Here is a 23,274-nt window from a genome sequence, read left to right on the forward strand (position 1 = left end):
CCGGCGCCCGCCGCGCGCGGTCCGAGGCGCGGCTATCGCGGTGTTTTCCGGGTAGCGGGCCGGTTGTGCGATTAGACGTCAACCTCCTCGACTACCTGCTCATCGCGGTCTACTTCGCCACCGTGCTCGCCATCGGGTTCGCCGCCCGCCGCCGGATCAGCTCCAGTCTCGACTTCTTCCTCGCGGGCCGCGGACTGCCCGCCTGGATCACCGGGCTGGCGTTCGTGTCGGCCAACCTGGGCGCGATCGAGATCCTCGGCATGGCGGCCAACGGCGCCCAGTACGGCGCGATGACCGTGCACTACTACTGGATCGGCGCCGTCCCCGCGATGGTGTTCCTGGGCATCGTGATGATGCCCTTCTACTACCGCTCGAAGGTGCGCAGCGTCCCGGAGTTCCTGCGCAGGCGCTTCAACGGCGCCACCCAGCTGCTGAACGCCCTCATGTTCGCGGTCGCGCAGATCCTCATCGCCGGGGTGAACCTGTACGCGCTCGCCCTGGTCATGAGGCCCTGCTGGGCTGGCCGCTGCCGGTGTCGGTGGTGGTGTCGGCGCTGATCGTGCTGTCCTACATCACGCTCGGCGGCCTGTCCTCGGCCATCTACAACGAGGTGCTGCAGTTCTTCGTGATCCTCGCCGGGCTGATCCCGCTGACCGTCCTCGGCCTGGTCAAGGTCGGCGGCGTGGCAGGGCTGTTCGACAAGGTACGGCAGAGCGCGCTCGGCGAGGGCGGCCTGCACACCTGGGCCGGAACCGCCGGCGCCAACCCGATGCAGGCCCACTGGATCGGGATCGTCTTCGGGCTGGGGTTCGTGCTCTCCTTCGGCTACTGGACGACGAACTTCGCCGAGGTGCAGCGCGCCCTGTCGGCCAGAAACACCAACGCGGCCCGGATGACCCCGATCATCGCCGCCTTCCCCAAGCTGTTGATCCCGCTGGTCACGGTGCTCCCGGGGATGATCGCGCTGGTGCTCTTCGGCGACCTGGGCAAGGGCCAGGACTACAACGACGCGATCCCGCTGCTCATGCGCGACCTGCTGCCGAACGGCGTGCTCGGCGTCGCGGTGACCGGGCTGCTGGCCTCGTTCATGGCGGGGATGGCGGCCAACATCAGCGGGTTCAACACGGTGTTCACCAACGACATCTGGCAGGCGCACGTACGCCCCGACCGGCCGGACGGCCACTACCTGAACGTGGGGCGCGTCGCCACCGTCGCCGGCGTGGCGCTCGGCGTGGGCACGGCGTTCATCGCGGCCGGCTACTCCAACATCATGAACTACCTGCAGGCGCTGTTCAGCTTCTTCAACGCGCCGCTGTTCGCCACGTTCGTCGTCGGGCTGTTCTGGCGGCGGATGACGCCGTGGGCCGGGTTCTGGGGGCTGCTGGCGGGGACGCTGAGCGCCTTCGCGTCGTACTTCGCCTACAAGGCCGGCGTGGTGGACTTCGGCACCGAGCTGAACGCCAGCTTCTGGGGCGCGGGCATCGCCTTCGCCGTGGACGTGGTGGTGTCGGTGATCGTCACGCTGGTCACCACGCCCAAGCCGGAGCGGGAGCTGCGCGGCCTGGTGTACGGCCTGAGCGCCGCGGACCTGGAGGATGACGCCCTGGCCGGCGACACCCGCTGGTACCGCTCGCCGGTGCTGCTCGGCACCGCCGCCGTGATCCTGGCCGCCCTGTTGTACGGAGTGATCCTGTGAGCGACATCCGGATGGTGATCGGCGGGCTGTTCCTGCTGTACGGCGTGATCCTCGTCGTCGCCGGCCTGCTGGGGGACGCGGTGAACCTGTGGACGGGCCTGCCGATGGCCGTCTTCGGCGCCGCCTTCGTCCTGTGGGCCCGCCTCCGCCCCCTCAAGCCCTAGCCGTACGGGCTCCGATCGAGCCACCGAGCCCGCAGGCCGCACGCCCGGCCTGCGGGCTCCGCACCGGCATTCCCGCACCGGCACCCCCTGCGGCGGCGCTGAGCCGTCCGCGTCCGTTCAGTACTCGACCTCGAAGGTGTGGGGGCCGAGGCCGTACCCGTCGCCCCGCGGGACGACGTACCCCTGGCCCGTGAGAACGGCCAGGCTGTCGCGCACCTCGTCGTCCTCCAGGCCGGTCGCCCGGATCACCGCCTCCAGGCCGGCCACGCCGCCGGACCCGACCACCTGCGAGGCCACCGCCTCGTAGACGTGGATGTCGACGTCCGACAGCTCCTGCACGTCATGCCCCTCGGACATCAACGTTGCCTCGCCCCCTCCCTCAGCCTGGCCGGATCGACCTCGCGGTCGGGGAACCTGCGAAGGTATTCCGCCTCTAGCTCGTTGGTACGGGAAGTGTGACGTGCCAGAGCATCGTCTGATCCATGGAAGAATGTGTCACTACGAGTGGCATGGAGTTGCCGCAGCTCGCGTACCACATCCTCGTCGCTGAGCTGGGCCGGATCTATTCCCATCGTCGTCATGGGTTCCCCCTACCCCAGACACCCCCGACAATATCTGTCACAATTCCTGACATATAGCCATTGTTTGGGAGCGATTCGTCGCCTTACCTTCCCGGTATGGACCTCGAGCTCAGGCACCTCAGGATCGTCCGCGCGGTAGCGGACGCGGGAAGTGTGAGCAAGGCCGCGTCCCTGCTCGGGCTGGCGCAGCCGGCCCTCACCGCCCAGCTCAAACGGATCGAGAGGGTGCTCGGCGGCGCCCTGTTCGAACGTGACCGCCACGGGGCGCGTCCCACGCGGCTCGGCGAGCTGGTGCTCGCCCGGGCGCGCGTGCTGCTCCCCGCGGCCAAGGAATTGCAGGACGAGGCCGTACGATTCGCCCACACCCCCTCCCCCGGCTTCCGCATCGGCGCCACCAACGGCCCGATACTCGGCGGCCTGGTCGACCGGCTGGCCGCGGAGCGCACGGTCACCACGTTCACGTCGTGGTCAACGCACGAGCTGATCAACATGGTCGAGCTCGGCCGCCTCGACTACGTGCTGACCGGCGCCTGCGGCGACTCCGGCACCCCCACAGGAACGCTCCTGTGGGAGACGATCAGCGTCGACCCGGTCTTCGCCCTCGTCGGCGAGGACCATCCGCTCGCCAAGGAGAAGGAGGTGGAGCTGGCCGACCTGGCCGGCGAACAATGGGCCGTCACCCCCGGCGACGGCTGCTTCGCCGACTGCTTCGCCATGGCCTGCGCCCGTGCCGGCTTCACCCCCGGAACGATCTACGAGACGGACGTGCCCACCTGCACCCACCTCGCCCAGGTGGGCCGCGCCGTGGTGCTCTGCCAGGCGACCCACCAGGCCCTGCCGGGGCTGGCCATGGTCCCGCTCTCCGGCGCGCCGCTGCGCTGGCGGCAGCTCCTCGGCCGCCACCCCACCGCCCCCGACGCCACCTGGGTCGTCGCCCAGGCCAAACAGGCACACACCGAGGCCGTACGCCGCAGTCCGGTCTACTCCGATTGGCTCGCCCGCAACCCGGCGTACGGCACCGCGCCATAACACCCTGATAGGAGTGAAGTAATAACTCCTCGCCCCCTGGGCCCGCCGTTACCGTGACGGCACCCCCAGTGGCGGGAGACAACCCAGCTCCACCCGCCGGCGCTGATCGCGGACGCGATCGGCGCATCAGCCATGTCCGGCGCCCGCCACCACGACCAACCAGGCCCCATCCCACCCTGACCCGGCCCCCGCCTCCAGAAAAGCCACCATGCCACCCCGCACCTCCGGCACCATGCCACCCCGCACCCCAGGGCGTTAGACCAGCTTCGTACTCCAAGGTGCTTATGCCACCTGCGCACACCAAGGCGCTATGCCAGCTCGTACTCCCACCCGGGCCGCCACTCGAACGGCGCGTCCACCAGGTCCTCGAGCGGAGTGCCGTCCAGCAGGTGCTGCAACGCCCACCGATTGGCCGAATGGGACACCACCAGCACCGTGGCCCCCTGCCACTCCTTCCGCAGGTCCTCGAGGAACGCGGCCGTCGCCGCCACGACCTGCCGATAGCTCTGCCCGCCCGGCCACGGCGTGTCGATGTGCCGCCGGCGCAGGGCCGCGACCTCGCTCACCGGCCGTCCGTTGTAGCTGCCGTAGTCGCACTCCCTGAGCCGCGCGTCGAGCCGGACCTCCTTGACGCCCCCGAACGCCACCTCCACCGTCTCGACCGCCCTACGCAGATCCGAGCAGTGGACGACGTCCACCTCCCGCCTCCGCACCCCGAGCTCGGCGGCCAGCTCCCGCCCCCGCTCGGACAACTCCCCGGGCAGCCACCCGGTGGCGACCCCGATCTCGTTGTCCACCGTGATGGAGTGCGTCTCGTACACCACCTTGATCGCCATATCGGCACCGTACCTCCCCTCCCAACCCCTCCCATTCCGCCCACAGCAAACACAACCCCCAACCGAGACCCGAATATGATCGACACGACTCCACCAACCTTGCCCGGCATGGAATGATGTCCGCGGGACCCCGTCCCCATACGGCCGTGCGGCACTCCCGGATCCGATGCTCTAGCCTTGACATGCGCGAGCCTCACCAAGATCCACCAGCCGCACACCGCATGTCACAACTGAATCCAGGGGCGGTAGCTCAGCCGGTCAGAGCATCGGACTCATAATCCGTGGGTCGTGGGTTCAAGTCCCACCCGCCCTACTCTTCAAAACTGCGTCTGACCTGGGATTTCTCGGTTTTCGCCAGCCTCGGATCCCGTTTTTGATCACGGCTGGTCGCTCGCTGGTTGCTCTTGCGTACGGACCGTGTACCGGCGGTAGATCGTTTAGACGTCCAGCATCAACTCAGCCCCCAAAGACGACCACCAGAAGCCCAAGCCAGAACGCCCCCTCAGCCTCGCCACCAGGGACGGCTCCAGGCATGGGCCGATCCCGTCGGTGAAGACGAATCCGCTGTCCGTACACGCCTCCCCCGCGCTCAACCGCTCAGCGGCTTGGCGCTTGCGGTGCGCGCGTGGCGCCGTGACGGTGTCGGCGTCCAAGGCGATAGCGCGGTCGCTGGCCTCGGTCTTCGGCCTGCCCTCCACCGGCTCCCAACCGAGCTGGCCTACGCCATCCGCTGCCGGAGGGCTCCATCGCTGGCGCACCGAAGGCGAGGCAGGCCTGTACGACCGGCCCAGCCGTCCGCACACCACCCCGCACCGCACCGCCCCTGACCTGGAAGCGCAGGTGTGCCGGCTACGCACCAGGCGCAAGCCCGGCCTGGCCCGTATCGGCCCGATCCTGGGCCTGCCCGCCTCCACAGTGCACCGCGTCCTGACCCGCCACGGCCTGCACCGCCTGGCATGGCTGGACCGGCCCACCGGCCGGGCAAGGCCGAGTCCGATCCCAGCCAAGTGCGGCGGCGAGGTCCTGGCGCAGGCGCCTCGGATAGATCCCCGCGCCGCAGCCGCCGACCGGGATCGCTCCTTTGGCTGGTCCGGCTCCGGATCGGGTGAGCACCCGCAAGCACACCGGGACGCCCGACGCCCCGGAGCCTTCAGGCGGGGCCGCCGCTTCAGGGGCCGCCGCTTCATCCGGGCTGGTTCTTCAGCTTGCGCCATCCGCCGGCTCGGTTGTTCGCGATGATCTGCCGGAACATGGCGGTGAGAGCGGGAGCGTTGATCGTTTCCCCTTGACGGAAGGCCACCGTGCGGGCGCTCTTGTTGTCGTGGCCGGCCGTGATGATGCCTTCGGGGTCGGGGACGATGGCGCCGTCGTACAGGAACACGTTGACGTGGTCCTTGGCGGCGAGCAGGGCGCACACGTTGCCCTTGAGCACGAAGTAGGGCTGTACGGTTCGCTTGATGGTCTCGTTGACCTCGGGGTCGGCGGCGTGGATCAGGTCACGGACCTGTCGGCAGATGTCCTGCTGCCACCCGGGCAGGGCGTCAATGTAGGCATCTACGCGTGGGTCCCTCTCGTAGGGGCGTACGTCGTTCACAGCCAGGCACCCACGATCGCCGAGATGGCGAGGATCTTAATCAGCCAGTCGCCGGCGTGCAGCGTCGCGGTGGCGGCGGGGGTCTTCTCCCACATCATGGAACCGGTGAGCAGCACTGCGGGAAAGCCGAGCCAGAGCACCAGGCCGAGCACGACCGCCGACTTGACGTCGGTGAGGCCGGCGTACCGGGCCAGGCCCGCGATCGCCGAGGCGACGATGAGGCCGCGTGCCAGCTCCAGGAGGATCTTCAGGGGCGGCGGCCGATCGCCTCGGTCCGGGGCGCGCTCGTCCAGCAGGCGTTTCTCGGTCGAGGTGAGCAGAGCGTAGTAGGTCGAGCTGATGACGAACGCCGCGAGCGAGGCGACGAGGACGGAGATCGCGATACCCACGTTCCCTCCAAGGTAAACTAAACGGTATCGTTTCCAACGCTTGTAAACTAAACCGGGTAGTGTTCTGTGTCAAGGAGGTAGTTCGTTGACCGCTTCGGCACGGGCTGAGGCCCGCTCGGCGCGCAAGCGCCAGGAGATCCTCACGGCTGCGCGCACGGTGTTCACCGCCCACGGCTACGTCGGCACGAGCATGGACGCGGTGGCCGCCGCCGCCGGCGCCTCGAAACGGACGGTGTACCAATACTTCGCCGACAAGGAGGAACTGTTCGCCGGCGTCGTCCTGGACACCGTCGACCGCGGTTACGAGTACTTCAAGCCCGCGATCCACGCGCTCGCGGAGGCGGACGACCTCGAGACCGCCTTGCGGGACCACGCCAGGATGACGCTCGCCGGGTTGATGAACCGGGAGGTCCTGCAGATGCGACGCCTCGTCATCGCCGAGGCGGAGCGCTTCCCGGGCATCGGACGCGAGTACTTCGAGCGGAGCTGGGGGCGTACCCTGAAACTCCTCGCCGAGACCTTCGCCAGGCTCACCCGGCGCGGCCTGCTGAACACCCCCGACCCCGAACGCGCGGCCTACATGTTCACCTGGCTGATCGCCTCGATCCCCACCAACCGGGTCGCCTTCCTGGGCGACGCGGCCGTCGGCTCCCCCGAGGAGCTGACCGAACTGGCCGACGAGGGCACCCGCATCTTCCTCGCCGCCTTCACCCCCGCTTGAGAGTGCGCCTGCCGAAAACTACGTCCGTGCAGCTCAAGCAGCATGTGAGTATGCGTGGATGATGCCTCCGAGACAGTCATGTCGGCGGATGGTCAGGTCAATGACACGCACCGGTTCGATGATCGGGTCTGGGACGGCGCGGAGTGGTGCTGCCTGATCGAGGGCTTGATGGGCGCGGTGCTGGTTGTAGAACTTCTCGTACTCGCCGAGGGCCTGGCGGAGGTGGTGTTCATTCCAGAGCAGGCAGCGGTCTAGGAGTTCGTGACGGCAGGTTGGTGCCCGCCGTTCCACGATGGAGTTCATCCGCGGTATCCGAATGCCGGTGAGTACGGTTTGGGTGCCGGCTTCGGCGAGGATCTCCTCGATGAGGGTGGGGAACGTGCCGTCTCGGTCGCGAATCAGGGACCGTGCCCTGCTGCCCGCATCCTCCAGATCCATGACGAGATTCCTGATCGCCTGGGTTACCCAGGTGGCGGTGGGGTGAGCGGTGGTGCCGAGCACACGAATACGCGTGGTGGCGTGCTTGATGACGGCCAGGATGTACTGGCGCTGCCCGGTAAGAGTGACGGTTTCGATGAAGTCGCAGGCCAGGAGTGCGTCGGCTTGCGAGCGCAGGAAGTCAGCCCAGGTGGTGGAGGCTCGCTCGGGTGCTGGGTCGATGCCTTCCTGCTTGAGGATCTCCCAGACCGTGGACGGCGCGACCTTGATGCCGAGTGTGGCGAGCTCACCATGTACCCGCCGATAGCCCCAGCCGGGGTTCTCCCGAACCAGGCGCAGGATGAGAGCGCGGATGGACCGGATCGTGGGTCGGCGCCCACGTCGGCCCGGCTGGCAGGTACGGGCGTGGCGCCGTCTCATCAGGTCGCGGTGCCAGCGCAGGACGGTGTCCGGACGGACGACAAGCCGCAGCCGGGGCAGAACCTCACGCGGCAGTGAGGTCAGGCGCGCGGCGAGAAAGGCCCGGTCCTCGGGTGCGAATTTCACTCTGGTGTCGGCGCCGACATGGCGTTGGAGGACGGTGATCTGGTGGCGCAGGACGGGAGCATCTCCACGTCCTTGTCCCGATCGCTCAGGGGCAGCAACCGCAGCGCGGCGAACGTGTTCGTGACGGTGAGGTAGGCCAGGCGAGGGAGCACGACTCCTCATCCTGCCGCACGCGTTTCCGTCCCCCGGGTGGCCCTGAGTTCGCGCCGCCACGAGAAGGCCTCACATGGTCATGACCTCGGCCGATGTAATTTTCGGCAGGCGCAGAGATGACGGCGACAACTACGTCCAACGAAGATCAGGTAGATCTCCCAGCCTCGATCTTTCTCGACCTTGAGCCGGTCGTCCATCGCCCCGGCCGAGCAGCGCAGACAACAACAGGTCCTGGCCCTGCTCCACCATGACCCCAACCGCCCCTGACCAGCCCGGGGCATCGCCCGCCACCTCCGCGATGTCACCCTCGATACCATGTAGCGGCAACTGTCCCGCTGGGCCGGCAGCCAACTCATCCGCAAGATCGGCCGGGTATCCACACCGCCCGCCGATCTCTTCAGCACTCTTGCCAACAGCCCAAAAGCCTCAACTGCCTGGCCTTGGGCGAGTCCCCATCCGCTGCTACCGGAATCGTCTGCCGTTCCGTCCCGACCGGCGACTGACAACCGGTGTGGTGATCGTCACAGGGATGCCTGAGGGAGCCTGGGCGCCCGTGATACGCCTCAGCTCGGCCTCGCCCGAACGGACCTCGCTGGTCTGCGGGACGATACCGGCGTCGGCCATCAAGCGGGTCATGTCACGGCGCTGATTGGGCAGCACCAGGGTGACGACGCTGCCGGACTCGCCGGCGCGGGCGGTGCGGCCGCCGCGGTGCAGGTAGTCCTTGTGGTCGCTCGGCGGGTCGACGTTGACGACGAGGTCCAGGTCGTCGACGTGGATGCCGCGGGCCGCGACGTTGGTCGCCACCAGCGCCGTGACGTGGCCGCTCTTGAACTCGGCGAGGGTGCGCGTGCGCTGGGGCTGGGACTTGCCTCCGTGCAGCGCGGCGGCGCGCACTCCGCTGTTCAGCAGCTGTTCGGTGAGCCGGTCCACAGCGTGCTTGGTGTCCAGGAACATGATCACCCGACCGTCGCGAGCAGCGATCTCCACAGTGGTGGCCTGCTTGTCGGCGCCCTGGATGTGCAGCACGTGGTGCTCCATCGTGGTGACCGCGCCCGCCGAAGGGTCGACCGAATGGACCACCGGGTCGCTCAGATAGCGGCGGACCAGCAGATCGACGTTGCGGTCCAAAGTGGCGGAGAACAGCATCCGCTGGCCATCTGGGCGCACCTGGTCGAGCAGGTGGGTGATCTGCGGCATGAAGCCCATGTCGGCCATCTGGTCGGCCTCGTCCAGCACGGTGATGCCGACCTGGTCCAGGCTGCAGTCGCCGCGTTCGATGAGATCTCTGAGCCGTCCCGGGGTCGCGATGACGACCTCGGCACCGTTGCGCAGCGCATGGGCCTGGCGGCTGATCGACATGCCGCCGACGACCGTGGCCAGCCGCAGCTTCAGTGCTTGGGCTTACGGCGTGAGCGCATCGGTGACCTGCTGGGCCAGTTCCCTGGTGGGGACGAGGATCAGGGCGAGCGGTCGCCGCGATTGTGCCCGCTGTCCGGAGGTGCGGACGAGCAGGGCCAGGCCGAAGGCGAGTGTCTTGCCCGACCCGGTGCGCCCCCGTCCCAGGACGTCCCGGCCGGCCAGGGAGTTCGGCAGCGTGGCCGCCTGGATGGGGAACGGTTCGTTCACGCCCAGGCCGCTGAGCACCTTGAGCAGTGCGGGCGGCATGCTCAGTTCAGCGAATGTCGCGGCTGCCGGCAGGGCCGGGGTTACGGTGACCGGCAGCGCGAACTCTCTCTGGAGCGCGGCGGGACGCCGCCCGTTGCCGGACCGGTTGGAGGCGCCTGAACGGCCCTGAGCCGGAGAGCTGAATCGGCCGCCCCTGCTTCGGGCGGAGCCGCCCGTACGGGGCGAAGAGTTGCGATCGTGCGCGCGAGTTGCGTGGTTCATGCAGAACCTTCCTCGATGCGGCACGTGTCAGGATCCTCGGCGCGATGAGCGGCACAAGAACAGCTAGCACGAGCCGAAGAAAGACGAGTCGAGCCGGCGGAAACAGCCTGGGCTCGTACGTCGAAATGGTCGGCTTTCGCCGGGAAGAACGCGGCTGTGATGCGGCGCCCTGGAACTGGAGCGGGCCTATGCCCGAACCGGAGCCATCGGTGGTGCATCCGGTGTGCGGCGGAAGAACAGACATGCTGTGCTTCTCGGGTTGTGAGGTCATCACGGCACGATGGATGCCACAAAAGCAACGCGCCGGGGACCGCGCCCTGCGGCGCGGGCCCCGGCTACGTGGTGCGCAGTGTCAGGCGGGAACGATGTTCTCGGCCTGCGGGCCCTTCTGGCCCTGCGTGACGTCGAAGGCCACCTTCTGGCCCTCGCGCAGCTCACGGTAGCCGCCGTTGGCGACGATGTTGGAGTAGTGCGCGAAGACGTCGGCGCCGCCGCCGTCCTGCTCGATGAAGCCGAAGCCCTTTTCCGCGTTGAACCACTTCACGGTGCCAGAAGCCATGTTGATCTCCTTCGATGGGTGCAAAGCCGAAATCCGCATCGAACGGATTCCGCGTCGCCGCGATAGGACCACACACCCGGAAATGACCGGAGAACAAAAAATGCACCTGAGGCTACATACCGTCAGGTGCACACAAAGTCTTTATGGGTACCACAACTGCAACTGATCCCAATCTAGCACATGTGCCGGCGTGCTGCGCATGCCCCCGCCGACGCCGACCTCATCCGCGCGCCATCGCCGCCTTGACCTGCAAGTTCCAGGTCCAACTGCGCTGTTGCCCGCACCGCGCCATCCCGATCGGCCAGGCAATCTCCTCGTCCTGCAGCTCATCAAAGAGGCCGCCATTCAGGCTGGGAAAGGCTTACGGTTCCGGGCCCCGCAGGTGTCCCGGCCAGCGCGGCCTGCCTGTACGACCGAGCAGACCGGCAGGTCGGCGAGGTACTCGGCGGCAGCGGGCCGCTCGCCAGTCGAGGATCGGCTAATACTCCAGTGACACATCGGGTCGCCCACCTGGTCGAGAACCAGCCGGTCGCCGAGTACGGCGGCCCGGGCTGGTACCGCATCAAGAGTCGCGGCAAATGCTTCTAGGCGGACGGGATATCAGGCAGCTCAGCGTGCACGATTGCGACTGGGAGCCGCACCAGTGGTGGGAGCTGCGCGTGGGCGGCAACTGGACCCAGGGCCCGCCCGTCCCGGGCACCGGCCCCCAACTGTGCGCCTGCCGGAAAGCACGTCCATGCACGTCAGGCAGACCATGCATCGCATCCGAGGTCCGCTGCGAGCCATCCTGCCTGTGAACGCAAATGACCACGCGATGACTGCTCGGTGGTTGCTCGCACAGCTCGGTCCGCCGCAAAATTCGAGTTCACCACGCAAGCCTGGCCCCAGTCAGCCGCGCCGAGATGGGGGACAAATGGCGCCTAGTGCCGATGGTCAAGAACGCATGGTTGCTCGGTGGTTGCTCGTGTGTACGCGATACAGCACGGCACGCGTCGGCACAGACCGACACGACGACGGGGATAATTCCGGCCACGACAATACAAAACAGCACTCCGTGACACCGAGCGACATCAACCAAGGATTCTCATAATCCGTGGGTCGTGGGTTCAAGTCCCACTCGCCTTACTACGCCGATCGGCGGCTTCACGAGCATAGGTAGTCGCGTCATCTGACCATGAGTCACGGTGAGCCACATGTGAGTCACGTCGTCTCCCGTGCCTTGCCGATCTTCCGATTGGCCCCCCGTACAGCCTTCAGCACCGGCCGCGCCGTCGCCCGGACGCTGTCGTGATACAGCTGCGGCAGCACCGAGACGTAGACGTCGGCGGTCAGCACGATGCCGGCATGCCCCCACGCCGCAGCTCCATGACGCAGGTCGGGCAACGGCACCGGCGGCCTTCGTTGCGCACGCTCGTGCCAGCCGGCCAGCGCCGGGAGATGCCGCGTCGAACCCAGATCTTGACGATTACCCGAGGCCGGTGCTCACTCGAAGGTGTTTCTCCATCCCGACCGTGAGGAGTCACCCGCGATGAGGATCCGCCGATTACCCTCCGCCGTAGTCGCCGTAGCGCTGGGCGTCAGCGTCCTGGCCGGGACCGCACCAGCCTCCGCCACCACCTCCGCCACCGCCACAGCCCGGACCGGCGCGGCCGGCTGGCCGGCGCCCGACTGGTACCTGCGGGGCCCCTACCAGACGCTGGCCGACTGCGACGCCGGCTTCGACAACGCCGCCGACAGCGGCCTGTACACCGCCCTCGCCGGCTGCCACTGGTTCCGCGGGGGCGGCCTCTGGGCGCCGGGCTACTACTTCGAGGTGTACCTCCCCTGATCGACCGGCGCACTGCGCAGCGATGAGATCGGCAAGGGGCTCAGGCAGGCGTCCGCCCGCCTGAGCCCCGGTGAGAGAGGGCCACGCTGTGGGCATGGAAGATCCCCTTCATCTCTTAGGACGTCTGCGGCTGGGCAGGGAGGAATACTGCCAGCGCCTCCTGACCATGCTCATCGTGGCGGGTCCCTACCCTCCCTGGAACAGCCGCTCCCGGCCGTCGCCTCAGGGAGCCCGGTTCCTGCGATCACTGGACGAGCTGTCGTTCGGTCAGGGCGACTGGCGGACGCCACCGCTGTTCGTGGACGAGTTCGAACTGCGTCCACGGCACGACGACGAGCAGGGCGGGGCCCCCGACTACGCCGCGCTGTGGCCGGACCGCCTCTGGATGATCGAACTGAAGACGGAGACCTCCAGCCACCGGCGGGGCCAGCTGGCCACCTACGCCACGCTCGCCCGCCATCACCATCCCGGCCTCCGCGTCGACCTCACCTACCTGACTCCACCGCTCACCTTCGCCCCGCCGGCCGGCCAGGACGGCGTCAGGCTCGCACACGTCACCTGGGCTCAGGTCCTGCCCCTGTTGACGCAGGTCTGGGGCCGGGGCACGGACGCGGAACAGCATGCCCTCGCCACGCTGCTGGAGGCGTTGGCCGGCATCGGATCCAGCTGGTCCGACTGGCGAGCCCAGCGGACGCAGCCGACGCAATCGACTCAGCGAGAGCAGCGGGCTCAGCGGGCCGGCACGACGAGAGCCGAGCCGGCGCCCACCGAGGACACGGTCATGGCCATGGTCGAGGCCACCGCCCGCGACGGACGTCAGCGAGCCGTGCACGATCCGGCGGCGGACCTGGACCTGCTCCAACGTCGTCGTCTGGCCCTGCGCCAAGCCATTTGTGCCGAGCCGGAGCACTCCCCTCTCCGGCACGTACGTCCCTGGCTCTGGAGCGCCGCGTCGAGCCTCGGTGCCGCCCTCTCGGCCTCTGGCCGAGAGACCGGCTTCGAACTCCGCCTCTCCCGCTACCGGAACCCGGTGTGCTGAGAGTACGACCGCACCTCGGCATCACGACGGCCGCCACACGCCCGGTGGCGGGCGGGGGCAGGGATGGAGGTCGGTGAAGGTGAGGGTGTTGGTCACGTCACGTCGATCGAGGAGAGGACGTCCGGGCGATCTCGTGCGCCGGGGCGGCGTACGCGAGGTCCTGCGAGCAGTGCGGCGCGAGGACGGCGCCGCGGGCCGCGGCCCTGACGGACGCCGGAGGTCACACTGCGTGTCGGCGAGGTACGGATCTGCAACCCTCAGGGGCATATCACGGAACCGCTGGTGAGGCTGTCATGTCTACGTACCCGTGGTTCCGGTCGTGAACGTCGCCCCGTCAATGCCCTGCCGTTCATCCCCCTAGGGAGCGTCCTGTGAGCTTTCGTTCAGCTCGGCGAAGCCGGGTCCTGCGCGCGCTGATCGCCGCCGCGGTCGCCGCCGTCAGCGTGATCGCCCTCAGTGCGGCCGCTCCGGCCGCGCGTCCGGCCTACGCGGCCGCGCTCGTGCAGTGTCAGGGGACCGAGACCGTCACGTACAACCCGGGGGTCGTCCTGACGCCGCGGAACGTCACGCTCACGGTGCGGGGCCGGTTCAGTTCCTGCCTCGACAGTACGGGCCAGGTGGCGAGCGGGGCCTACGACGAGGTGTTCACCATCTTCGTCGGCTGCAACGACCTCCTCGACCCGTTCCAGGGCGAGCGGATCATCAAGTGGAACACCGGCGACAGCAGCGTCATCGACGGCAGCGGGAGCAGCACCGCCGTGGGCGGTCAGGTGGTCACCACGTTCACCGGCCCGATCGTCGGAGGCCGTTTCCAGGGCCGCCACGCGGTGGAGACCATCACGCTCGTCCAGACCGAACTGCTGCAGTGCCTGACCACCGGGCTCACCCGGGCGACCGGCCTGACGACGCTCACCATCGTCTGACCCTGCGACGGCCACGACCCTGGCGCCGGCGGCCGGGCGCGCGGCCGCGGAGCCGCGCGGGCGGGGTGGCGGTTCGCCGGGCCGGAGTTCGCCCGGCCGGTGGGTCAACGCCTGGGCCAGGGCGTTGACCCACCGGCCTTCGGGGCACTACCCGCCCCGGCCTTGCCGGGAGCTCATCGCACCACGTGGACGCGCAGGGCCGAACCGGCCTTGAGGACGGCGGGCCGGGCAAGGATCACGGTCAGGCGCGTCCCTTCGGCGGAGGCGGAGGCGGTGGCGGTGGCGGTGGCGGTCACGGGTCTGCCGTCGAGGTATGCCTTGACGTGCTTGGGGGTCCCGGCCGCCGCCAGCTCCAGGTCGACTGTCCGCACCGTCGCGGTGCCGTACTTCAGGGTGAGGACGTCGTTCTGGGTGAGACCGGCCCGCTTCTGGGCGAACGTGCCCCAGGCGGCGCCGGTGCTGAAGAAGGAGCGGTGGTCCTCCGGCTTCCAGGTCGGGGCGAAGGTCACCTTCTGGGCAGGCCCGTCGAAGGCGAAACCCTGCATCGCCGTCAGCAACGACCAGGACGACAGAGTCCTTCCGTACCATTTGCCACACTCGTCGTCACCGAACGGGCTGCCGGTACCGTCGCCTGTCGAGCACGGGTCCGCGCTGATGTGCTCGGTCCTGGCGCGGCCGTCGTAGCGGTCGGAGACTGCCTTGACCACGCGCAGGCCCTCATCGAGCAGGCCACGCTGGAGCATCAGCGCCGCCGCCGAATACTCGAATCCGGACATGACCTCGTCGAAGTAGAGCGGGCTGTTACCCGGTTTGGGGTTCTTCGGCCAGGTCATCATCTGCAAGCCGGCGTCGGTCTCCTCCACGTACTGCCGGAACTGGTGGCTGACGTCGTAACCGAGGAAGTGCTCCTTGAAATTGTGGCGGAACAGGTTCTTGGCGGCCGTGGTGATGTCGGCCGACGGGTAGATGTCGCCGAGGCCGAGCTGGGTGGACCACCACTGGCCGAGCAGCATGTCGATCTCGACGCCGTCGCCGTAGGAGTGTCCCTGGGGCGAGTAGACCTCGTGGAAGTACTCGCCGTTGAAGAACCGCCGGCTCTGCTTCGTCCGGCCGGAGGCGTAGATCGTGTCATAACCTGCCTTGGCCGTACGGTCGCCGGCGAGTTCGGCCATCTTGGCCGAGGCGTTGACGGCGGCCAGGTAGAGCGAGCCGAGCCAGGACCCGTCGCCGGTCTCGCCGCCGTCGAGCGTGGTGTTGTGGATGCCGGTCAGCACGCCGTCCCGGTCGGGGTCGGCCTGGGCGACCACGTACTCCATCGCCGACTTGATCTTCGGCCAGTTGGCCGTCACCCAGGCCCGGTCCGTGGTCTGATAGGTCCGGTACGCCGAGAGGATGACGCCGGTCTGCCCGTCGAGGGTGAAGCCGGCGTCGCTGTCGAACCGCATCGGGATCTTGCCCGCGGAGTCCATGTTGTCCAGCCACTGCTGGGTCCAGCGCTGCCCGACCTCGGGCCACAGCCAGGCCTGGCTCTGGGCGTAGTGGAAGACGTGGGTGGGCATGCCCGGACAGCAGCCCCAGCCCTCGCGGGCGCCGAAGAAGCCGTTCTTGGCCCACCACACGGTCGGGGTGTGCAGCAGCGCGGTGGCCGAGGTGACCCGGTCGAGCAGGTACTGGGGCAGGTTCGAGTCGTAGACGGTGTCGTGGTAGAGCCTCGTCCGGCCGATCAACCGGCCGAGGTTGTCCTCGACGTAACCGGCGACGGCGTCGGCGCCGGTCCACCAGTTCTCGTACTGCCGGCCCGGGCCGCCGTTGAAGTTCTGGGCGCCGGGGAAGTGCCAGCTCAGCACGACGGGGATTGTCTTGGACGCACCGGGCTCGACCGTCACCGTGGCCGCCAGTGCGCCGTCCACGGTGGTGTTCGCCGCCGGGCTGCCGGCGTCGGCGGGGCCGGCGAGCGCGCCGTCGTCGGCGAGGTCGCCGTGCAGGGCGTCGAGCGTGGTCCAGGCGGCGGTGCCGGTGACGCCGCCGGCCAGCGCGGCGAGGTTCATGCCGCCCGCGCCCTGCTTGCCGGTCATGCGTAGATTCTTGCCGTCGAACACGGTGCGGTTGTCCCCGTAGCCCGCCACGACTCGGTTGCCGGCGCCGCCGATCGTGTCGTAGCCGTTGAAACCGACCGCGTTCTGCTGCGCGGCCAGCATCGACACCTCGGCGGGCCGCCGGCCCGGGTTCTTGACGGTGATGTTGTAGATCGCGGTGGGGATGGCCGAGTCCTTGACGTCGCCCGGGATCATCGGGTTGAGGACCTCGGTGGAGACCTCGACCGGCAGCGACTCGTCCTTGTACTGATAGTTCAGGATCGGGTACTCACCCTGCTGGGTGAGCGACTTCATCGGCTCGAACGCGCCCACCCCGGTCGTCTGCAGCGCCCGCACCACCGGCCGTCCGCCCGCGGCCTTGGCGCGCACCGCGAAGAAGCTGTTGGGCAGCCTGCCCTTCTGGTAGGTGTCGGCCTCCAGGTGCCAGCCGCCGCGGCCGAGGTTGTTGAAGATCCACCAGGTTGGTCTGGCGCCTGTGCCGTCGTGCACGATGCCTGCCGAGCCGAGCGGGCCCACCGGGAATCGGGTGTCGGTGAGGTTCTGTCCCGCGTAGGTGACCGTGTCCCCGCGTGCCCGCAGGTCGGCGTACGGCCGGGCGTAGGCGTACACCTTGCCGGACTCTGCGCCCGACGAGAGCGCGGACACCGCGTAGAAGTAGGCCGTGTCCGGGCCGGTCGCCCGGTCGGTGAAGCTCGTCCCGGAGACCTCGCCGAGTTTGGTGAAGCCGGAGTCGCGCTCGGTGGAGCGGTAGACCGCGTAGACCTGTCCGCCGATGGCGGGGTCCCACGTCAGCGTCGTCCGGCTCGCCGTGCGGGCCACCCGGACCTCGCCGGGTGTGGCGGGCAGGTCGTTGCGGATGTCGTCGACCGTGATGTGGCCCCAGCCGCTGGTGGAGTCGTCCACCACCTTGACGATCGCGCGTTCGCCGATGTGCGCGGACACGTCGAGCAGGCGCCGGGCCATGACTTCGGCGCTGTCGCCCCGGGCGACGGCGAGCTCCTGCCCGCAGCCGTCGGGCCTGGTCTCGTCGTAGGCGCAGACCGCGACGTAGGTGTTCGCGCCGCTGCCGCCGCCGACCAGCATGGAGACGACCGGCTGGGCGATGGTGAACGTCCCGGAGACGACCACGCCGCGGTAGCCGTCGTCCGGCGTCTGGGTGGGGCTCTCCAGGGTGGACAGGTGGTAGGCGCCCTGCCTGTTGTACGGCCTGCTGTCGTTGTGGTTGACGGCCCGGTCGGTGATGAGCTGGCCGAAGGAGCCCGAGACGATCCGCCAGCCTGCGGGCAGCGTGCCGCTCTCGAAGTTCTCGGTGAAGGCGTCGGCGGCCTGGGCGGGGAGATCGACGACGACGGCGGGCAGGACCAGCAGGCCGCCAACGGCCAACGTGATGAGTCGTCCGGATGGTGTGCGCATGGGTGTTCTCCTGAAGGGGGTCGCCCGTCGATCAGTCGCAGGTCGTCTTGTAGATGAACTTCGCGACGTCGGGCTGGGTCATGTTGTCCTTGGTCAGCACGACGAACGGCGTGGAGATCTTGGGAGTGGTCGCCTCGCCCTTCAGCGCGGCGACGGCCTGGGTGACGGCGTCCACGCCCATCTGCAGCGGCTGCTGGACGATCAGCGACTCGACGACGCCGTTCCTGACGTCGTCGAGGATCGGGTCGGAGGTGTCGAAGCCGACGATGTGCACCTGCCCCGCCTTCGACGCGTTCTGCACGCCGGTGGCGACCCCTTCGACCTCCTGCGTGCTGACCGCGAACACTCCGGCCAGGTCGGAGTTGGCGGCGAACACGGCGGCGAACTTGGACGTGGCCGTCGCCGGCTGACTCTCGCTGTACTGCGGCCCCAGGTAGGTGATCCCCGAGTGCTTGCCGATCTCGTCCTCGAAGCCCTTCTGCCGGGCGTCGGTCGTGGAGATGCCGGGCTTGGCGCCCATCACCATGACCTTGCCCTTCTCCCCGACCTGCTTGGCGAGGGTCTGCGCGGCCAGCACGCCTCCCGCGTAGTTGTCGGAGGCGATCTGCGAGACCGCGAGGGTCGCGTCGTCGGCGACCGAGTCGGCGAAGACCAGCTTGATGCCCGCCGCCTTGGCCTTGCTCAGGGCCGGGACCATGGCCTCCCCCGCCATCGGTGAGATGACGATCGCGTCGGGCTTCTGCGCGATGACGCCGTTGAGGATCGGGGTCTGACTCTGCGGGCTGTAGTCCTTGCCGCCCTGCGCGTCGAACTGCACGCCGAGCTCCTTGGCGCGCTCCTGCGCGCCGCAGGTCAGCGAGGTGAAGAACGGGTTTCCCGCCATCCCCTGGACATAGGTGATCTTGTACGGCTCGCTGCCGCCGGCCGCCGGTCCGCCGGTTCCCGAGCAGCCGGCGACCAGGGCGAGGACCGCGACCGACAGTGACAGGACGCTTGTGCGCATGCTGACATGACCTCTTCTCGAAACGGGGGGTGTCTCTCGTCTGGGACGAGGGGGCTACGACTTCTCGCGCGACTTGCGCTTGAGCTGGTCGATGTAGACGGCGAGGACGAGGACCACGCCGATCGCGACCTCCTGCCAGAAGGTCTGCACCTTGAGGATGACGAAACCGTTCTGCAGCACCGCGGGGATGAAGACGCCGATCACGGTGCCGGGGATGGTGGCCACACCGCCGAACAGGCTGGTCCCCCCGAGCACCACGGCGGCCACGGCCTGGAGGTTGTCGGTGGAGTGACCGGCGATGTTGGCGCTGGCGAACAAGGCGAGGTCGAGGAAGCCGGCCACCCCGGCGAGCAGCCCTGCCAGGCCGTACACCTTGATCAGGTGCAGGTCGACGTTGATGCCCGACCGGCGCGCCGCCTCGGCGCCCGAGCCGACGAACAGCGTGTACCGGCCGAACCTGGTCTGGTTCAGCACCACCGCTCCGGCGACGGTCACCACGAGCGCGATCACGACCAGCCAGGGCACGACGCCGAAGAGCTTGCCGAGGCCGACCGTCTCGTACAGTGCCTTGGGCACGCCGGACAGGTCGTTGCCGCCGGTGACGAGCTGCGCGATGCCCAGGGCCGCGCCCATCGTGCCGAGCGTGGAGATCAGCGCGGGGACCTTCGCCTTGGCCACGAGCAGGCCGTTCAACGTGCCCCAGACCACGCCGGACACCACGGCGACGGCGAATCCGGCCAGCACGACGCCGAATCCGGAGCCGCCCAGCGCGGTCATCGTCCGCAGGGACATCACCGCCGAGAAGACCAGCACCGAGCCGACCGACAGGTCGATGCCCGCGGTCGCGATCACGAACGTCATGCCGACGGACAACACCAGCAACACGGAGGTGACCGTCAGCATCGTCTGGATGTTGTAGGCCGACAGGAACGCCTCGGGCGCCGCGGCCGAGAAGACCGCGATCATCGCCGCCAGCGAGGCGGACAGGTAGGTGAGCGGGGACGCGGTGAGCCTGCGGCGCAGCCCCGCCGACGGCCTGGCGGCCTCCTCGATCGATACCGACGTCATGCCGTCTCCTCCAGAGTCACGCCGTGAGTGAGCAGGCCGGTCATGGCGGCGACGAGGTCCTCGGCCTTGGCCTCGCCCGTGGTGAACCGGGCGACCCGGGCGCCGAGCCTGAGCACCTCGATCCGGTCGGACACCTCGAGCACCTGCGGCATGCTGTGACTGATCAGAACCACCGCGATCCCGCGGTCGCGTACCTGGCGGATCAGGTCGAGCACGCGTCTGGTCTGGACGACGCCGAGCGCGGCCGTGGGCTCGTCCATGAAGATCACCCGTTTGGCCCAGGTGACCGCCCGGACGATCGCCACACTCTGCCGCTGCCCTCCGGACAGGGTCGAGATCGGGCCGTCCACGTCGGCCAGGCGCACGCCGAGGGAGGCCAGCTCCTTGATCGTGCTGTCCCGCATGCTCGCCTTGTCGAGGAAGCCGAGCCTGCCCAGCGGGCCACGGCGGGTCACCTCGCGGCCCATGAAGAGGTTGGCCGCCGGGCCGAGCGCGGGCGCCAGGGCGAGATCCTGGTAGACGGTCTCGATCCCGGCCGCCTGGGCGTCGGTCGGCGAGGAGAAGGCGACGGGCTCTCCGTCCAGGAGGATCCGGCCGCTGTCCGGCCGTACCGCGCCTGACAGCACTTTCACCAGCGTGCTCTTGCCCGCGCCGTTGTCGCCGATGAGCGAGACGATCTCGCCCGCGTAGGCGGTGAAGTCGGCTCCTCTCAGCGCGTCGACGTGGTCGAACCGCTTGCGGATGCCGCGGGCCTCCAGCAGCGGCTCAGCCATCACGGCCTCCGAGGGACAGGGCAGGCATGGCGCATCGTCCTTTCGACGGGGGGTGTTTTCGGGCAGGCTTCCGCCACGTCGTGGCGGGGGGAGGACAGGACGGTCAGTGAGCGGTGAGGATGGCGTCCTCGATGCCGGCGATGTGCGCGGCCGCCCTGATGCGGGCACGGTAGCTGTCACCGGCGGTCAGGGCCTCGTAGATCGCCTGATGTTCGGTGAGGGTCAGGTGCAGGTCGGACTCGCCGGTCATCCCGCACCAGGCGTGGGGCCGGAGCGTCTTGCCCGACATGGTCTCGACGATGGTGGCCAGGACGGGGTTGCCCGACGCACGGGCGATGACTCCGTGGAAGGACTCGCCGTTCTTGCGCAGTCGCGCGCGGTCGGCCGGCTGGGCGGCGACGAGTTCGGTGGCCTCGGCCTGGAGCGCGGCCAGCTCGCCGAGCGCGTCCCTGTCGATGTGCAGCGCCGCCATGGCGGTCACCTCCGGCTCCAGCAGCCGGCGCACCTCCAGGAAGTGCCGGATCGTACTGTCCTGGTGCAGGTCGACGACCATGCTCATGGTGCCGAGCAGCAGCTCAGGGTCCAGACTTGTCACGTACGTGCCGTCGCCGCGCCGGGTGTGCAGCACACGCATCATGGTGAGTGCGCGAACCGCCTCCCGCAGCGAGTTCCTCGACAGGCCGAGCCGGGCGGCCAGCTCCTTCTCAGCCGGTAGACGGTCACCGGGCTGAAGCTCGCCGGTGATGATCATCTGACGGATTCTGTCCACGGCATTGTCCGTGAGCGTCACTGGGCTCCCTTCTTGCGCGCCTCCCATCTTGACGGATCGCCTGCGCCGTCGCCGCGAGTGATCGTCGAGTTGTTACCTACGTCGCGAGAACTTCGTCAAATCGACCCGATGTTTGCGGGTAGCAGCACCGTATGCTCGGCGGCGAGATGGTGTCAATAAGCCCATGTTTAACGTATTCGCAACAGACCCCGCCCGATCCGGCGGGGCTTTCGTGCCTATTTATTGCGATTCTCTGCTGCGGGCGGAGCCCAAACATCGGGTTAATCCCAGCCTGGAAGCAGGTTCACCCCTGCGGTCGGACGGGCGCACCGGGAGCCTGCCCGCCCGTGGAGGGGCGGACAGTGCGGTGTGCGGAGCGGCGGACGCGGAGCCGGGCGAGGGCGATGAGCAGCATCGCGACCGAGCACCAGGCGGCCCAGTCGCCCAGGCCGGCGTAGACGGTCGAGGCGCCCTGCTCCGGCAGCGTCGCGAACACCGTGGTCACGCCGGGCTTGCCGCTGCGGCCTTCGGCCAGCACCCGTCCCCGGGTGTCGCTCACCGTGAGAAGGCCCTGGCGGGCCGCGCGCGCCACCGACAACCCGCTCTCCACCCCGCGGACCAGCGCCATGCGGCTGTGCAGCCAGGCGTCGTCGTCGAAGTCCCAGGCGGGGGCGAGCAGCGTCGTCGCGCCGGCCTGGCGGTACTGCCGTACCAGCCAGGGGAAGTCGAGGTCCTTGCAGACGATCAGGCCCGTCGTGGTCCGGCCGAGCAGGGTCAGCGTGCTTCCGGGCGTGAACTCCGGCTCCAGCCCGGGGATCATGTGGTGCTTGTCGTAGCGGGCCCCGGACGGGTAGGCCAGCGCGCTGTTGGTCCACGTCGCGCCGGCGCGGAGCGCGACGCCGGCGACGACCACCACTCCCGGCCCGGCCAGCGGCAGGCGGGCGGTGACCGTCTCGAACGTCTTCTCCGGCAGCAGCACGATCTCGGCACCGCGGGCGGCGGCCGCGTCGACGGCCCGGCGGTAGCGCCGGAGCAGGTCGCGCCCCTGCGGGGAGTCGAGTTCCACGGTGTCGCGCGGGTCGTCGGTGGAGATCAGCGCGACCTCGCGGCGCTGCCCGCCGTCCTGCCCGCCGTCTTGGCCGCCGTCGGCGCCGAGCCGGGCGAAGCCGTACGCCAGGGCCGGCGCCACCAACGCGCCCGCGGTCACCGCGACGGAGAGCCGGCGGGTCGCGCCCGGCGCGAGCAGCGCGGCCAGCGCGGCGGGCACGAGCAGGAGCAGGAAGGTGATCCCCCAGACGCCGGCGACGGAGGCGGTCTGCAGGACGGGCAGCACGTCGGCCTGCGTATAGGCCAGGCTCCACCAGGCGCCGTGCGGTCCGGCCACCGCCATCAGGTATTCGACGCCGACCCACGACGCCGGTACGGCGAGCACGGCCGACAGCGGCCGCCGCCTGGCCAGCAGCGCACGGTGCAGCAGCACGCCGAGGCCGTACAGCAGCGCCGGTCCGGCGAGCAGGCCGGCCGCCACCGGGACGGGCGTCTCCAGCGTCCCGGTGAAGTACGGCCACCACTGCAGCTGCCCGCCCAGCCAGGCCAGGGCGCCCGCGGCGAAGGCCCAGCCTCCCCCCACCCGGGGAGCGGCGAGCAGCACGGGCAAGGGGGCGAGCCACGTCAGCCAGGCCACGGGGTGCAGGCCGGTGCCGAAGTGCAGCAGGACAGCCGAGACGAGAGCCGCGGCGAGCGCGATCAGGACACGTTTCATGACG

The 23,274-nt window shown here is 69.1% G+C and carries 23 protein-coding genes, 1 tRNA gene and 2 pseudogenes; 10 read left to right on the forward strand and 16 right to left on the reverse strand.

All coding sequences use genetic code 11. From position 1 onward, the window contains the following. Positions 1 to 65: 65 nt before the first annotated feature. The 3 genes from AB0J71_RS01755 to AB0J71_RS01765 are packed head-to-tail and all read left to right on the forward strand — an operon-like array spanning position 66 to position 1,860. Positions 66 to 557, forward strand: a complete 492-nt coding sequence (locus tag AB0J71_RS01755; RefSeq protein WP_364411978.1) for a hypothetical protein — start codon at positions 66 to 68, stop codon at positions 555 to 557. Further along, positions 533 to 1,696: a hypothetical protein gene (locus tag AB0J71_RS01760; RefSeq protein ID WP_364411981.1), complete on the forward strand. Its 1,164-nt coding sequence runs from the start codon at positions 533 to 535 to the stop codon at positions 1,694 to 1,696. The genes AB0J71_RS01755 and AB0J71_RS01760 overlap by 25 nt, the downstream gene beginning before the upstream one ends. Then, complete coding sequence (locus AB0J71_RS01765) at positions 1,693 to 1,860, forward strand: hypothetical protein (protein WP_352353608.1); 168 nt, start codon at positions 1,693 to 1,695, stop codon at positions 1,858 to 1,860. Before AB0J71_RS01760 ends, AB0J71_RS01765 begins: the two co-directional genes overlap by 4 nt. A gap of 117 nt (positions 1,861 to 1,977) precedes the next feature. Here the strand turns inward: AB0J71_RS01765 and AB0J71_RS01770 are convergent, their stop codons facing one another. Together AB0J71_RS01770 and AB0J71_RS01775 are read right to left on the reverse strand one after the other, a co-directional pair. Then, complete coding sequence (locus AB0J71_RS01770; RefSeq protein ID WP_352327066.1) at positions 1,978 to 2,217, reverse strand: hypothetical protein; 240 nt, start codon at positions 2,215 to 2,217, stop codon at positions 1,978 to 1,980. Further along, complete coding sequence (locus AB0J71_RS01775) at positions 2,217 to 2,441, reverse strand: DUF6158 family protein (protein WP_125631040.1); 225 nt, start codon at positions 2,439 to 2,441, stop codon at positions 2,217 to 2,219. Before AB0J71_RS01775 ends, AB0J71_RS01770 begins: the two co-directional genes overlap by 1 nt. Positions 2,442 to 2,537: 96 nt before the next feature. Between AB0J71_RS01775 and AB0J71_RS01780 the strand changes: the two genes are divergently transcribed. After that, a complete protein-coding gene (locus AB0J71_RS01780; protein ID WP_352327067.1) occupies positions 2,538 to 3,470 on the forward strand; it encodes a LysR family transcriptional regulator in 933 nt (310 codons plus the stop codon). 308 nt (positions 3,471 to 3,778) lie between these two features. On the opposite strand, the gene AB0J71_RS01785 is transcribed toward AB0J71_RS01780, so the two are convergent. After that, positions 3,779 to 4,306 carry a histidine phosphatase family protein gene (locus AB0J71_RS01785; protein WP_352327068.1) on the reverse strand — a complete coding sequence of 176 codons (528 nt, stop codon included), beginning with the start codon at positions 4,304 to 4,306 and terminating at the stop codon, positions 3,779 to 3,781. A gap of 239 nt (positions 4,307 to 4,545) precedes the next feature. Between AB0J71_RS01785 and AB0J71_RS01790 the strand changes: the two genes are divergently transcribed. Both AB0J71_RS01790 and AB0J71_RS01795 read left to right on the forward strand, forming a co-directional pair. Beyond that, positions 4,546 to 4,619 (forward strand) — tRNA-Ile (locus tag AB0J71_RS01790). Between the two features lie 299 nt (positions 4,620 to 4,918). Continuing rightward, a pseudogene (locus AB0J71_RS01795) lies at positions 4,919 to 5,284 on the forward strand (helix-turn-helix domain-containing protein); the annotation flags it as partial. 205 nt (positions 5,285 to 5,489) lie between these two features. Here the strand turns inward: AB0J71_RS01795 and AB0J71_RS01800 are convergent. Next, positions 5,490 to 5,900, reverse strand: coding sequence for a DUF1801 domain-containing protein (locus AB0J71_RS01800; protein ID WP_364411984.1), 411 nt, complete (start codon positions 5,898 to 5,900; stop codon positions 5,490 to 5,492). Continuing rightward, positions 5,897 to 6,289 carry a DUF1761 domain-containing protein gene (locus AB0J71_RS01805; protein WP_352327070.1) on the reverse strand — a complete coding sequence of 131 codons (393 nt, stop codon included), beginning with the start codon at positions 6,287 to 6,289 and terminating at the stop codon, positions 5,897 to 5,899. The genes AB0J71_RS01800 and AB0J71_RS01805 overlap by 4 nt, the downstream gene beginning before the upstream one ends. An 85-nt stretch (positions 6,290 to 6,374) precedes the next feature. Between AB0J71_RS01805 and AB0J71_RS01810 the strand changes: the two genes are divergently transcribed. After that, complete coding sequence (locus tag AB0J71_RS01810) at positions 6,375 to 7,010, forward strand: TetR/AcrR family transcriptional regulator (RefSeq protein WP_352327071.1); 636 nt, start codon at positions 6,375 to 6,377, stop codon at positions 7,008 to 7,010. Between the two features lie 33 nt (positions 7,011 to 7,043). Here AB0J71_RS01810 and AB0J71_RS01815 read toward each other — a convergent pair whose 3' ends face one another. The 5 genes and pseudogenes from AB0J71_RS01815 to AB0J71_RS01835 all read right to left on the reverse strand — a co-directional run bounded on the left by AB0J71_RS01815 (position 7,044) and on the right by AB0J71_RS01835 (position 11,985). After that, entirely contained in the window at positions 7,044 to 7,994 is a 951-nt protein-coding gene (locus AB0J71_RS01815) for an integrase core domain-containing protein (protein WP_364411987.1), read from the reverse strand. Further along, positions 7,991 to 8,146, reverse strand: coding sequence for a hypothetical protein (locus tag AB0J71_RS01820; RefSeq protein WP_364411990.1), 156 nt, complete (start codon positions 8,144 to 8,146; stop codon positions 7,991 to 7,993). The genes AB0J71_RS01815 and AB0J71_RS01820 overlap by 4 nt, the downstream gene beginning before the upstream one ends. Positions 8,147 to 8,609: 463 nt before the next feature. Next, positions 8,610 to 10,037: pseudogene (locus AB0J71_RS01825) on the reverse strand (DEAD/DEAH box helicase). Between the two features lie 352 nt (positions 10,038 to 10,389). Further along, positions 10,390 to 10,596 (reverse strand): cold-shock protein, encoded by a 207-nt coding sequence (locus AB0J71_RS01830; protein ID WP_020545593.1) that lies wholly within the window; start codon positions 10,594 to 10,596, stop codon positions 10,390 to 10,392. Positions 10,597 to 11,796: 1,200 nt separating this feature from the next. After that, positions 11,797 to 11,985, reverse strand: a complete 189-nt coding sequence (locus AB0J71_RS01835) for a hypothetical protein (RefSeq protein WP_364411993.1) — start codon at positions 11,983 to 11,985, stop codon at positions 11,797 to 11,799. Between the two features lie 139 nt (positions 11,986 to 12,124). Here AB0J71_RS01835 and AB0J71_RS01840 point away from each other — a divergent pair, with 139 nt between their 5' ends. From AB0J71_RS01840 to AB0J71_RS01850, 3 genes are all read left to right on the forward strand, one after another. Further along, complete coding sequence (locus tag AB0J71_RS01840; RefSeq protein WP_352327075.1) at positions 12,125 to 12,424, forward strand: hypothetical protein; 300 nt, start codon at positions 12,125 to 12,127, stop codon at positions 12,422 to 12,424. A 94-nt stretch (positions 12,425 to 12,518) separates the two neighbouring features. Further along, positions 12,519 to 13,463, forward strand: a complete 945-nt coding sequence (locus tag AB0J71_RS01845) for a hypothetical protein (protein WP_364411996.1) — start codon at positions 12,519 to 12,521, stop codon at positions 13,461 to 13,463. A gap of 371 nt (positions 13,464 to 13,834) precedes the next feature. Next, a complete protein-coding gene (locus AB0J71_RS01850) occupies positions 13,835 to 14,386 on the forward strand; it encodes a hypothetical protein (protein WP_352327077.1) in 552 nt (183 codons plus the stop codon). Positions 14,387 to 14,559: 173 nt separating this feature from the next. Here AB0J71_RS01850 and AB0J71_RS01855 read toward each other — a convergent pair whose 3' ends face one another. The 6 genes from AB0J71_RS01855 to AB0J71_RS01880 form a co-directional block, all read right to left on the reverse strand. Continuing rightward, positions 14,560 to 17,895 carry a GH116 family glycosyl hydrolase gene (locus AB0J71_RS01855; RefSeq protein ID WP_364411999.1) on the reverse strand — a complete coding sequence of 1,112 codons (3,336 nt, stop codon included), beginning with the start codon at positions 17,893 to 17,895 and terminating at the stop codon, positions 14,560 to 14,562. A gap of 31 nt (positions 17,896 to 17,926) precedes the next feature. Then, the gene (locus AB0J71_RS01860) at positions 17,927 to 18,898 is read right to left on the reverse strand and encodes an ABC transporter substrate-binding protein (protein ID WP_352326495.1); all 972 of its coding nucleotides are present in this window, start codon (positions 18,896 to 18,898) and stop codon (positions 17,927 to 17,929) included. A 54-nt stretch (positions 18,899 to 18,952) separates the two neighbouring features. Beyond that, complete coding sequence (locus tag AB0J71_RS01865; RefSeq protein ID WP_352326494.1) at positions 18,953 to 19,966, reverse strand: ABC transporter permease; 1,014 nt, start codon at positions 19,964 to 19,966, stop codon at positions 18,953 to 18,955. Continuing rightward, entirely contained in the window at positions 19,963 to 20,739 is a 777-nt protein-coding gene (locus AB0J71_RS01870; RefSeq protein ID WP_125647845.1) for an ATP-binding cassette domain-containing protein, read from the reverse strand. The genes AB0J71_RS01865 and AB0J71_RS01870 overlap by 4 nt, the downstream gene beginning before the upstream one ends. A 103-nt stretch (positions 20,740 to 20,842) precedes the next feature. Then, positions 20,843 to 21,508, reverse strand: a complete 666-nt coding sequence (locus tag AB0J71_RS01875) for an FCD domain-containing protein (protein WP_352326492.1) — start codon at positions 21,506 to 21,508, stop codon at positions 20,843 to 20,845. A 304-nt stretch (positions 21,509 to 21,812) separates the two neighbouring features. Then, complete coding sequence (locus AB0J71_RS01880; protein ID WP_364412002.1) at positions 21,813 to 23,270, reverse strand: hypothetical protein; 1,458 nt, start codon at positions 23,268 to 23,270, stop codon at positions 21,813 to 21,815. Positions 23,271 to 23,274 lie beyond the last annotated feature (4 nt).

The organism is Nonomuraea sp. NPDC049637, from assembly GCF_040675235.1.
GTDB lineage: Bacteria > Actinomycetota > Actinomycetes > Streptosporangiales > Streptosporangiaceae > Nonomuraea.

What these genes read in the sequence shown, in the direction of transcription:
- AB0J71_RS01780 (WP_352327067.1), top strand. Translation starts at nt 2,538, where the DNA reads ATGGACCTCGAGCTCAGGCACCTCAGGATCGTCCGCGCGGTAGCGGAC.
- AB0J71_RS01855 (WP_364411999.1), bottom strand. Translation starts at nt 17,895, where the DNA reads ATGCGCACACCATCCGGACGACTCATCACGTTGGCCGTTGGCGGCCTG.
- AB0J71_RS01770 (WP_352327066.1), bottom strand. Translation starts at nt 2,217, where the DNA reads ATGTCCGAGGGGCATGACGTGCAGGAGCTGTCGGACGTCGACATCCAC.
- AB0J71_RS01830 (WP_020545593.1), bottom strand. Translation starts at nt 10,596, where the DNA reads ATGGCTTCTGGCACCGTGAAGTGGTTCAACGCGGAAAAGGGCTTCGGC.
- AB0J71_RS01840 (WP_352327075.1), top strand. Translation starts at nt 12,125, where the DNA reads ATGAGGATCCGCCGATTACCCTCCGCCGTAGTCGCCGTAGCGCTGGGC.
- AB0J71_RS01845 (WP_364411996.1), top strand. Translation starts at nt 12,519, where the DNA reads ATGGAAGATCCCCTTCATCTCTTAGGACGTCTGCGGCTGGGCAGGGAG.
- AB0J71_RS01870 (WP_125647845.1), bottom strand. Translation starts at nt 20,739, where the DNA reads ATGGCTGAGCCGCTGCTGGAGGCCCGCGGCATCCGCAAGCGGTTCGAC.
- AB0J71_RS01775 (WP_125631040.1), bottom strand. Translation starts at nt 2,441, where the DNA reads ATGACGACGATGGGAATAGATCCGGCCCAGCTCAGCGACGAGGATGTG.
- AB0J71_RS01865 (WP_352326494.1), bottom strand. Translation starts at nt 19,966, where the DNA reads ATGACGTCGGTATCGATCGAGGAGGCCGCCAGGCCGTCGGCGGGGCTG.
- AB0J71_RS01785 (WP_352327068.1), bottom strand. Translation starts at nt 4,306, where the DNA reads ATGGCGATCAAGGTGGTGTACGAGACGCACTCCATCACGGTGGACAAC.
- AB0J71_RS01880 (WP_364412002.1), bottom strand. Translation starts at nt 23,270, where the DNA reads ATGAAACGTGTCCTGATCGCGCTCGCCGCGGCTCTCGTCTCGGCTGTC.
- AB0J71_RS01860 (WP_352326495.1), bottom strand. Translation starts at nt 18,898, where the DNA reads ATGCGCACAAGCGTCCTGTCACTGTCGGTCGCGGTCCTCGCCCTGGTC.